The organism is Clostridioides sp. ZZV15-6597 (assembly GCF_020657815.1).
Classification (GTDB): domain Bacteria; phylum Bacillota; class Clostridia; order Peptostreptococcales; family Peptostreptococcaceae; genus Clostridioides.
Map to the genome: position 1 here is coordinate 1 of NZ_JAGWCT010000136.1, position 9,173 is coordinate 9,173.

Here is a 9,173-nt window from a genome sequence, read left to right on the forward strand (position 1 = left end):
AATTTCACTCCAAAAATAAGTATATCTTTTTTTATAATATGTGCTTGGCTAACTGTTACAATAATATATTTATTCTTCATATTATCTAAATATTTTAAATTTAAGAATTTAATCATTGATACTTCTTCTAAAGTAGAATATGAAAGTATTAAAAAAACTTACAAAAACCTATTAATTGAGTTAAATATAAAAAAAGACATAGAAATAAGATATACAGAAGAATTAGAAAGTCATGCTTGTGTAGGATTATTAAAATCATATGTTCTTTTGCCCAATTTAGAATGCAGTGAGGATGATATATATTGGATTTTAAAGCATGAATTAACTCATGTTAAAAACAAAGACATAGTAATAAAGTTTTTAATATTATTTACAAAACGTTTATTTTGGGTTAATCCTTTGGTATATATAATGAGTAAAAAAGTTGCAGATGATTGTGAGCTTTGTTGTGATGAAAGCGTACTTAATAATTGTTCATCAAAAGAAAGAAATTGCTATGGTTTAACACTATTACATGCTATAGAAATTGATAATTTAAATAAAATTGATATGTTAATAACAGAATTTAATAAATCTAACTTAGAAGTAAGATTAGAAAATATAAAAGAAAATGTAGAAGTGGAGTTATAGTAGGAATATTAGCATTTATAATTTCATGCACATCTTTTTTAGAAATTAATGCACAAATACCTATTTTAAAAGAAAATCCTAACGAAAATATCAAAAACATCGAAGAATAAAACAATTATGGACATGCCTTTACAGAAACTGTAGACTACACATATGAAACTGCTCCAGAAAAATACAGAAAGAGATATGAAGAATCTTACAAAATTTTAGGTAAAATTCCCCAAAAATCTGATAAAATAGAAGTATCTACTAATAGCGAATGAAGCTTAAGTAGAAATACTATAATTTTATAGGGGGATTTTATGTTAAAAAAAGTTTTAGCACTTTTATGTTGTTTAATGCTTACATGTACTAATTTAGCATTCGCAGAACAAAATGAAAATACTACAGAAGGGAATAAGATAGTCAATTTTGAGATTTCTGGATATACATTTAAGTATAAAGACGCACCAGATTTTGCAAAAGAAAACTATGAGCAGCTATGCAAACAATTTAATATAGTACCTCAACCAAATGATGAAGTATTTGTTTCAGATAAGAAATCTATGTTTAGTGATGAAGATATGAGTGCAGGTACATATTCAAAAAATTATGGAACATATAACCCAAGTAAAGCAACTATAACAATAACAGGTTCTAGAAACTATACAATAAGCACTAGAGACTTAGTTGGATATGGTCATATTACAAGTGGAAATAATGTTCATTGTGTCCAAATTATGCTATATGATATAGGGTATAATGTTAATATAGATTCACAGTTTGGCCCTATAACATATGATGCTGTAAAGAAATTCCAAAGAGCTTATGCCCTAACTTCTGATGGAGTAGTTGGATATAACACATTTGATAGAATGGCAAATCTTTTAGATATGTAAGTACATAATTATAAAAAAGGGGGTGTTTCAAATTTTTATTTTGAGACATCACCTTTTTTATTTATAAAAATTATTATCTCTAAGAACTTGAGCACGTCTACGATTAATTAAAAACTGTTTTAATTCAGTTAAGCAAAAGAATAAAATAGCTCTATTTTCAAATTCTGTTCTATCAACAGGTAGAGGTTGATTTTGCATACTAAGCATTAACCTGCCCAATTCTTCAAGAAGAAGATTCCCTGTTTCGGCTTCAAATTCAGTATAACCTATCTTATGTATGAAAGCAGATAGAATATGAGCTTGTGGTGGAGTAGAATTTAGTTGAGATATATAACTATACAAGTTTTCTAAGATATCCCGTTGGCTTTTTATAATATCCATATGTTCTAAGAAAAATTTAGTATCACTTAATAAAGTATTATTAATATTATCATAAGTTTCAGAAATACTATTATCAATAAGTGAATTTAAGGTATATAAATCTCTACTGAACCTATTTTCTTTTTTAGGATTTACAATAATATCGGCAATATCTATAAGCACAATACTCACTTCTTCTTGTAATTTTTTTTGAACTTCATAGATTTTATGTATATTTGTTGGAATATACATATTTATTATGACACCTATTCCAGTGCCTATTGCAAATATTCCAGCTTCATTTAAAATCCATTTAATAGATGTTTCTCCTTGGAGGAAGTAATGGGATGCGATTACTACACACATGGCAATAACATCTTGAATTTTTAATAAAAAACAAAGTGGTATAATTATGAATATAAATATTGAAAATGAAGTCAAATTATATCCTAAAATATTAAAACATAAATAGGAAAAAATAGTACATAAAAGAAAGCCATAAACCTTTCCAATAGAGCCTTTAAGAGTTTCTTTTTTAGTGTCCTTTACTGTAAGTAGTACTATAACTCCAGCGACCATTGAGTATTCTAATTTTAACAGCCAAGCAATAGATATAGCAAGAGAGCATCCAAGAGATAATTTTATTACTTTAAGTGAATTAATATTATTCAAATATAAACCTCCTGTAAACAAATATAATAAAGATAATTTTAACATAAAACTAATGGGGTTTGAAATGTAATTAATTATACTTAATTATTTTATTGCCCTATTTAGTTAAATACAATCAATATATTCATATTTTATAAAATTTTTTTATAAAAGTTTAAATTTACAAACTGCCATGAGACTATAAAATAGCAGTAGTTTATTAGAGAAAGAAAATTTAAAATTGATATTAAAGTAACAAATGAAAATAGTCAAAAATGTATATACTATTATTAACAAAAAATAAAATTATATAGTTAATGTAATTTTATAATTGGTTTGGTATGGTGATTTTTAACTTTTATGTTATACTATTTATAAAAGTAGGTATAAATATAAAAATACATAATTAAATATGTATGAGAAGTTTTAAATAGCCTTATTAATGAACTTAATTATTGTTAATAATGACAAATTGGAGGAGATAAACATGAAAATCACTGAAGGATATATGCCTTTTGAAGGTTTTAAGACCTATTACCGTATAGTAGGAGAAGCTACAGAAGGAAAGAAACCATTAGTACTACTTCACGGAGGTCCAGGTTCTACACATAACTACTTTGAAGTATTAGACAAGATAGCTGAAAGTGGTAGACAAGTTATAATGTATGACCAAATTGGTTGTGGTAATTCATTTGTAGAAGGGCATCCGGAGCTATTTAATGCGGACACATGGATCAAAGAGCTTATCGAACTAAGAAAACATCTAGGGCTTGATGAAATTCATCTATTAGGTCAGTCTTGGGGAGGTATGCAGGCTATTTGGTATGCTCTTGAGTATAAACCAAAGGGTATTAAGTCATATATTCTTTCATCTACTCTTTCTTCTGCAAAACTTTGGGAAAAAGAACAAAAAAGAAGAATATCATATATGAGTGAAGCTGACCAAAAGGCGTTACTTGATGCAGTAAATACTGGAGATTACTCTAGTAAAGAATATAATGATGCATTGGAAAAGTTTATGGAGATGTATTGTGCAGGGGAAGTAACTGAAGATTCTCCTGAATGTTTAAGAAGACCTAAAAAATCTGGTTCTGAAGCATATATTGTAGGATGGGGATACAATGAATTTTCTCCTACAGGTACTCTTTCTGGATATGAGTTTACAGATAGATTACATGAAATAAAGGAACCTTGTTTAGTAACTAGTGGAGCGATAGATTTGTGCTCACCATACATTGCAAAGACTATGTATGATAGAATTCCTAATAGCAAATGGGAACTATTTGAATATTCAAGACATATGCCATTTGTTGAAGAAAATGATAAATATATAGAGGTTCTAACTAAATGGTTAAATGAAAATGATTAAGCTTATATAAATTTATAAAAAGGGATTAAACTGATTGTTTAATCTCTTTTTTTTATTATTTTATTATAAAGGGTATTATTTTTTATATGTGATAAATTTTGAATAGAATAATCTGAGCAATCATAAAAAGGTTGCAAATATTTAGAGATAGATAAAAGTCATAAAACTTTAATAAATCATGTAAATTATTAAAAACTACTATAATTAACATATAATAACAGAGTTTAAAAATACTTAGTTTTCTAAGGTTTTAGAAATTTTTTTTAAAATTGGTATAATTATTCTGTTTAAACTTGCTTAAAAAGTATATTTATTATAATAAGAAACAATTATATAGATAGGAATAGATTATTATATTAATATACAAATAAAAATAACTATAGAAGGAAAGGCATATTATGGAAAAGTCAAAAGTTATTGAAATGATAAAAAATAATCCTAATATTATAGCAACTATAAATAATCCAGCTGATGAGATGAAACTACTAGCTATCAAAGAAAACGGACTTGTACTAGAATATATAAATAATCCAACCAGAGAGATGCAAGAATTAGCAATTAATAACAATATTAGAGCAATTAAATTTATAAATGACCCAACAGAAGATATGATGATAAAAGCAGTAAATGATGGATGGAGTATATTAGACTATATAAAAAATCCAACTGATAAAGTGATTAAATTAGCTATAAATCAAGCAGGGTGGGCTATTAAATATTCTAAAAATCCAAGTGAAGAGTTACAATTATTAGCAGTAAGAAAAAATTATGATTCAATAAAGTTTATAAAACAACCTTATGAAAGTGTACAGGAAGAGGCAGTAAAAATAAGTTATGATGCATTAAGATATATAGATTCTCCTAGTTATAATACAGAACTTATAGCTATTAAGAATAATGAGGCAGCTATTAACTTTATAACTAATTTAGATAAGAATAAAATATTAGAATTTTTAAAAGTAAATATTTTAGTGATTAAGTATATTGTAAAAAAAATATCTAAGGATGAGCTAGAAGAAGTATTAAAACAAGTACTATCAAAAGAAGATGTTGAAGAAAAGTATATTAGAGATTTTTTAAATTGTAATATTATAGATAGAAACAGTGACTATATAGCAATAGACAAGATGATGTTTATTTATAAATATGGAAGTAAAACAGCAAAAAAAATAGCTGTAGATGAAAAATTGAAAATTATGTAGGAGAGAGAAAAAATGAATTTTATAGATACATTAAAAAGCGTTGACTTAATATTATCCACTGGAGAAGTACCTCTAATAGTTGGTGAAAGTGGAATAGGAAAAACAGCTCTAGCAAAAAAACTTGCTAAAGAAAATAATTGGAGTTTGATTGTAATTGATGGAAATCTACTTAAAGAAGGTGAAATAGGAGGTCTTCCAACTATAGAATCTTATGTAGGAGTTAATTCTAATGGATATAAGACAGAAAAGAAAACGACAGTATATGCTGTTCATAATAAACTAAGAGAAATTGATGAAGAAATATCTAAAGGAAAAACAGTTATTTTATTTATAGATGAGATAAATCGTTGTGAGCATACTGTACAACAAGAACTTATGAATCTAATTTTAAATAGAGAGATTAATGGATATAAGCTACATGATGATGTAAAGATTTTAGCAGCAATGAATCCATCAAGTAAATATGGTTCAGACTTCGATTATCAAGTTGTAGATATGGATTCAGCTCAAGAAAATAGATTTGTTTGGTTAAATATGGAGAGTGACCATACACAATGGTTGAAATGGGCAATAGATGAAGGCATTGAAAAAAAGATTATAGAGTTTATTTCAACTTTCCCAGAATATCTGCATAAAACAAATGAAGATGATATAAGAGCAACTCCGAGAAGTTATGAAAGAGTTTCTAAAATTTATAAGGTTTATAAGGATAAAAAGAAATCAATTCCTAGAGCAGTATTTTTAAATGTTATAAAGGGGAATGTAGGTAAGGTTATAGCAGAAGAGTTTATAAGTTTTATTGAATCAGATTCCAGCCCATTGATATCTTATGAAGATGTTTTTTTAGGTGATACTATTGATGAACATCTGGTAGAAAGAGTAAAAAATGAAAGTCATACAAGACTTTATTTATCAGCAATAAATATTCTAAAAAATTTAGAATCAAATATGAAAAATGATGAGTATGAATCAAAATATTATATTGATAGGTTTATTGAGTTCTTAAAAATATATCCGATAGATTTAATGATAGGAATTATGAAGGATATTAGAAATAGCTATATTGAAGTGTATAAAAAAGCTATAGAAAATGAAGAGTTTGTAAAATCTTACTTTGAGTCATATCGTTTAATAAGGGGATAGTATATGGAAAATTATTTTGATAAGCAAGCAAAAGAACTCTATATTAAAGCTAGTGAAATTATAAATACTCATTCTATGCTAAAGGCAAATCGTGCTAATGAGAAATTTGAGGTGGATATACCAAAAGATTTTAAAGATGAATTTTTTAGTCTAGTAGATAAAGTTAATTTAAGCCTTATGGAAGAAAAAGATAATTTTTATGGATATTTTTTGTTTCAGATGTCAAGGGAGATAAGATTCGATATAAGTAGTTCTACAGGTGTGAATTTTAAAGGAGCTAAATACGTCATATACTTTAATCCAATAATTTTTTTAACTCTCAATATAGAACAAATGGAAAGTACAATAAAGCATGAAATTTATCATATAGTATCTATGCATTTAGTGAGAGCAAAGGAATTAAAAGGAAAGTATAGTACATTAGCCATTAATATGGCAATGGATATAGTAGTAAACAAATATTTGAATAATTTACCGCCATATGCCACTACTTTAGAATGGGTCAATCTGAAATATTCTCTAAAACTAGAGCCGTATGAGCCTTTTGAGTATTATGTAGAAAAGATTCAAACTGAATTAGATTTGTTAGAAGAAGATGAAGATGGTGAAGAAGATGATAGTGACAAGTATGGAAATATAGAAACTGATTATAGTCCAGAAAAAACTCATGATATATGGGAAGAATCCGATGATATAGATGAAAGAACTCTTAGAGAATTTACAGAAAAATTTATTGATAGTTCTCAAAAAGGTAAAATTCCAGCACACTTGGAAAATATGATAGCAGCCCTTAAAAATAGTAAAGGTGAATTACCATGGAATTTATATCTTAGTAGGTTAATGGGAACAGTTGAAAGCAACAAAAAGAAGACTATAACAAGGAGAAATAGAAGACAGCCTAACCGATTAGATTTAAGAGGAGAACTTAGAAGTCATAAAGCAGAAATAGCAGTTGCTATTGATATAAGTGGAAGTATTAGTGATGAAGAATTTAAACAAGCAATTAAAGAAGTTCTTAATATAGTTAAAAATTATAATCATGAAATTACTATTATAGAGTGTGACAGTGAAATTAGACGTGTATATAAAGCAAAAACTATAAAAGATATAAAAGATAGAGTTAAAATAGGTGGAGGCACAAAATTTACTCCAGTCTTCGAATATGCTAATAATAAAAAGATTAACTTATTAGTTTACTTTACTGATGGTAAGGGTGAAAATAAGCTACAAGTAATACCTAGAGGTTATAAAGTTTTATGGGTTATTTCTGGAAATGGAGATAAACTTTCACTGAGAGAGCATTATGGAGCAGTTAAAAAACTTAGTAAAGTTGAAACAAAAGATGATGCATTAGAGATAAATGATGTTAGAAATGATGGATACTCAATGAATAGCCAAGCACCAATTTTATAAATATTATACTGGATATGATTGTTATGATTTGTTCGATTGTCATGGTTTATTCACTATCAAAAATAATAAAAGTTTTACTTAGCTTAAAATCTTAAAATATGGTACAATTAGTATATAGTATATAGTTTTGATGATGTAAATTCAGTTGTCAAAACTATTTTTTGTTAAGGATGGTGAGGTTTTGTGTTTAAGATTGATGATTATATAATGTACGGAATGACAGGTGTTTGTAAAGTTTTGGACATAACAAACGAAAAAATTACAAATGGTGTACAAAAAGAATATTATGTATTAAGTCCCCTTTATTCTAATAATACAATAATAAAAATACCTGTTGATAATAAGAAAGTTCCAATGAGAAAGATACTTTCTGAAGTTACTGTGGCTTCGCTAATAAGTGATATACCAAATATGGATACATCTTGGATAGATAATGAAAAAATGAGAAGTGAGCAATTTAAAGTGATGCTTAGAAGTGGTAAGTGTGAAGAGTTACTTAAATTAATAAGAAGTATATACTGTAATAAAGAATATATAAAATCTCTTGGTAAAAAATCACATCAAGCAGATGATAATATGATGAAAGAAGCAGAAAGATTATTAAATGAAGAGTTTGCAACTGTTTTGAATATTTCTCCTGATGAAGTTACCTCATATATATCAAGTCATATACCGCAATAAAGTATTTTTTATATTATCTCCTACTTACAAAGTATAGCATAGTTAAAAATATAAAAAAAATAAAATAATATTTAAATATAATTTTACAATAAGTGCTTATGAATATTTTATTGCTATTTTTAATTATTTCAGAATATTATTTATTCACATTGCTTTTATTAAAAACTGAATATATAATAATATTATAGGAATCGTTAAAATGATGTTTATAATATATAATTCTTAAAAAATTAAACTATTATTGAAGATACTTTTTAATCAAGGGGATGGTTGAATGGTAAGTTTAATAAGTATGCTAGAAATCTGAAGTAAAATTAATAATATTATAAGAGTATTATCGTTTAAAGTATATGACAATATAAAATATATTTTAGTGTTGATTAATAAGGTGGCTACTATATTAAATAGAAGTCACCTTATTTAATTTTACCTATATCGTAAAAATTTATATTTTACTAAAGTAAAATAGATTAATTTAAGTTACATATAGTTTTAATTTCTCTGTAAAAATCCTATTTTTAGTTTCATATAAACGCACTTTGAACTTAATATCTATCCAGCTTATTATTTTTATATTATTGCTAGAATTAAGTATATTACTAAGCTATTTTTAAATATTAACATTGAATTATTTGGAATTATACCAATATAAACATAAGTTATATTTTATTATAAATAATACAATTTAGATATTTAAGGATTAATTATTTTTCATACATGAAAATATAGATTAGATAAATACTTTTAGTTTAGAAGAGTACATTATAAATATAATCGACAAAATAAGACTAAATATACCTTTATAATTTAAATTGATATATTTGTTGTATATTTATAGTGTAACTT

8 protein-coding genes and 1 pseudogene are annotated in these 9,173 nt (G+C 25.9%); 8 read left to right on the forward strand and 1 reads right to left on the reverse strand.

What is annotated here, in order from left to right; translation table 11 throughout:
* From KGF52_RS18990 to KGF52_RS18995, 3 genes and pseudogenes are all read left to right on the forward strand, one after another.
* The coding region (locus KGF52_RS18990) for a M56 family metallopeptidase (RefSeq protein ID WP_227841257.1) at positions 1-630 on the forward strand (630 nt) is incomplete at its 5' end.
* A 152-nt stretch (positions 631-782) separates the two neighbouring features.
* Positions 783-893: pseudogene (locus tag KGF52_RS21725) on the forward strand (hypothetical protein); the annotation flags it as partial.
* Between the two features lie 39 nt (positions 894-932).
* Positions 933-1,508, forward strand: coding sequence for a peptidoglycan-binding domain-containing protein (locus KGF52_RS18995; RefSeq protein ID WP_227841258.1), 576 nt, complete (start codon positions 933-935; stop codon positions 1,506-1,508).
* Between the two features lie 57 nt (positions 1,509-1,565).
* Here the strand turns inward: KGF52_RS18995 and KGF52_RS19000 are convergent, their stop codons facing one another.
* Positions 1,566-2,540, reverse strand: coding sequence for an aromatic acid exporter family protein (locus tag KGF52_RS19000; RefSeq protein WP_227830052.1), 975 nt, complete (start codon positions 2,538-2,540; stop codon positions 1,566-1,568).
* A 466-nt stretch (positions 2,541-3,006) separates the two neighbouring features.
* On the opposite strand from KGF52_RS19000, the gene pepI reads away from it, so the two are divergent.
* The 5 genes from pepI to KGF52_RS19025 all read left to right on the forward strand — a co-directional run bounded on the left by pepI (position 3,007) and on the right by KGF52_RS19025 (position 8,327).
* On the forward strand, positions 3,007-3,888 hold the full coding sequence (gene pepI / locus KGF52_RS19005; RefSeq protein ID WP_227841259.1) for a proline iminopeptidase: 882 nt from the start codon (positions 3,007-3,009) through the stop codon (positions 3,886-3,888).
* A 398-nt stretch (positions 3,889-4,286) separates the two neighbouring features.
* Positions 4,287-5,090 (forward strand): hypothetical protein, encoded by an 804-nt coding sequence (locus tag KGF52_RS19010; protein ID WP_227841260.1) that lies wholly within the window; start codon positions 4,287-4,289, stop codon positions 5,088-5,090.
* Positions 5,091-5,102: 12 nt separating this feature from the next.
* Positions 5,103-6,233, forward strand: a complete 1,131-nt coding sequence (locus tag KGF52_RS19015; RefSeq protein WP_227841261.1) for an AAA family ATPase — start codon at positions 5,103-5,105, stop codon at positions 6,231-6,233.
* Positions 6,234-6,236: 3 nt separating this feature from the next.
* Positions 6,237-7,646 (forward strand): VWA-like domain-containing protein, encoded by a 1,410-nt coding sequence (locus KGF52_RS19020; protein ID WP_227841262.1) that lies wholly within the window; start codon positions 6,237-6,239, stop codon positions 7,644-7,646.
* A gap of 183 nt (positions 7,647-7,829) precedes the next feature.
* Positions 7,830-8,327: a CarD family transcriptional regulator gene (locus KGF52_RS19025; protein ID WP_227841263.1), complete on the forward strand. Its 498-nt coding sequence runs from the start codon at positions 7,830-7,832 to the stop codon at positions 8,325-8,327.
* Positions 8,328-9,173: the final 846 nt, after the last annotated feature.

Excerpts from the sequence above, each read along its gene's own strand:
- KGF52_RS19015 (WP_227841261.1), top strand. The coding sequence starts at position 5,103 with ATGAATTTTATAGATACATTAAAAAGCGTTGACTTAATATTATCCACT.
- pepI (WP_227841259.1), top strand. The coding sequence starts at position 3,007 with ATGAAAATCACTGAAGGATATATGCCTTTTGAAGGTTTTAAGACCTAT.
- KGF52_RS19010 (WP_227841260.1), top strand. The coding sequence starts at position 4,287 with ATGGAAAAGTCAAAAGTTATTGAAATGATAAAAAATAATCCTAATATT.
- KGF52_RS19020 (WP_227841262.1), top strand. The coding sequence starts at position 6,237 with ATGGAAAATTATTTTGATAAGCAAGCAAAAGAACTCTATATTAAAGCT.
- KGF52_RS18995 (WP_227841258.1), top strand. The coding sequence starts at position 933 with ATGTTAAAAAAAGTTTTAGCACTTTTATGTTGTTTAATGCTTACATGT.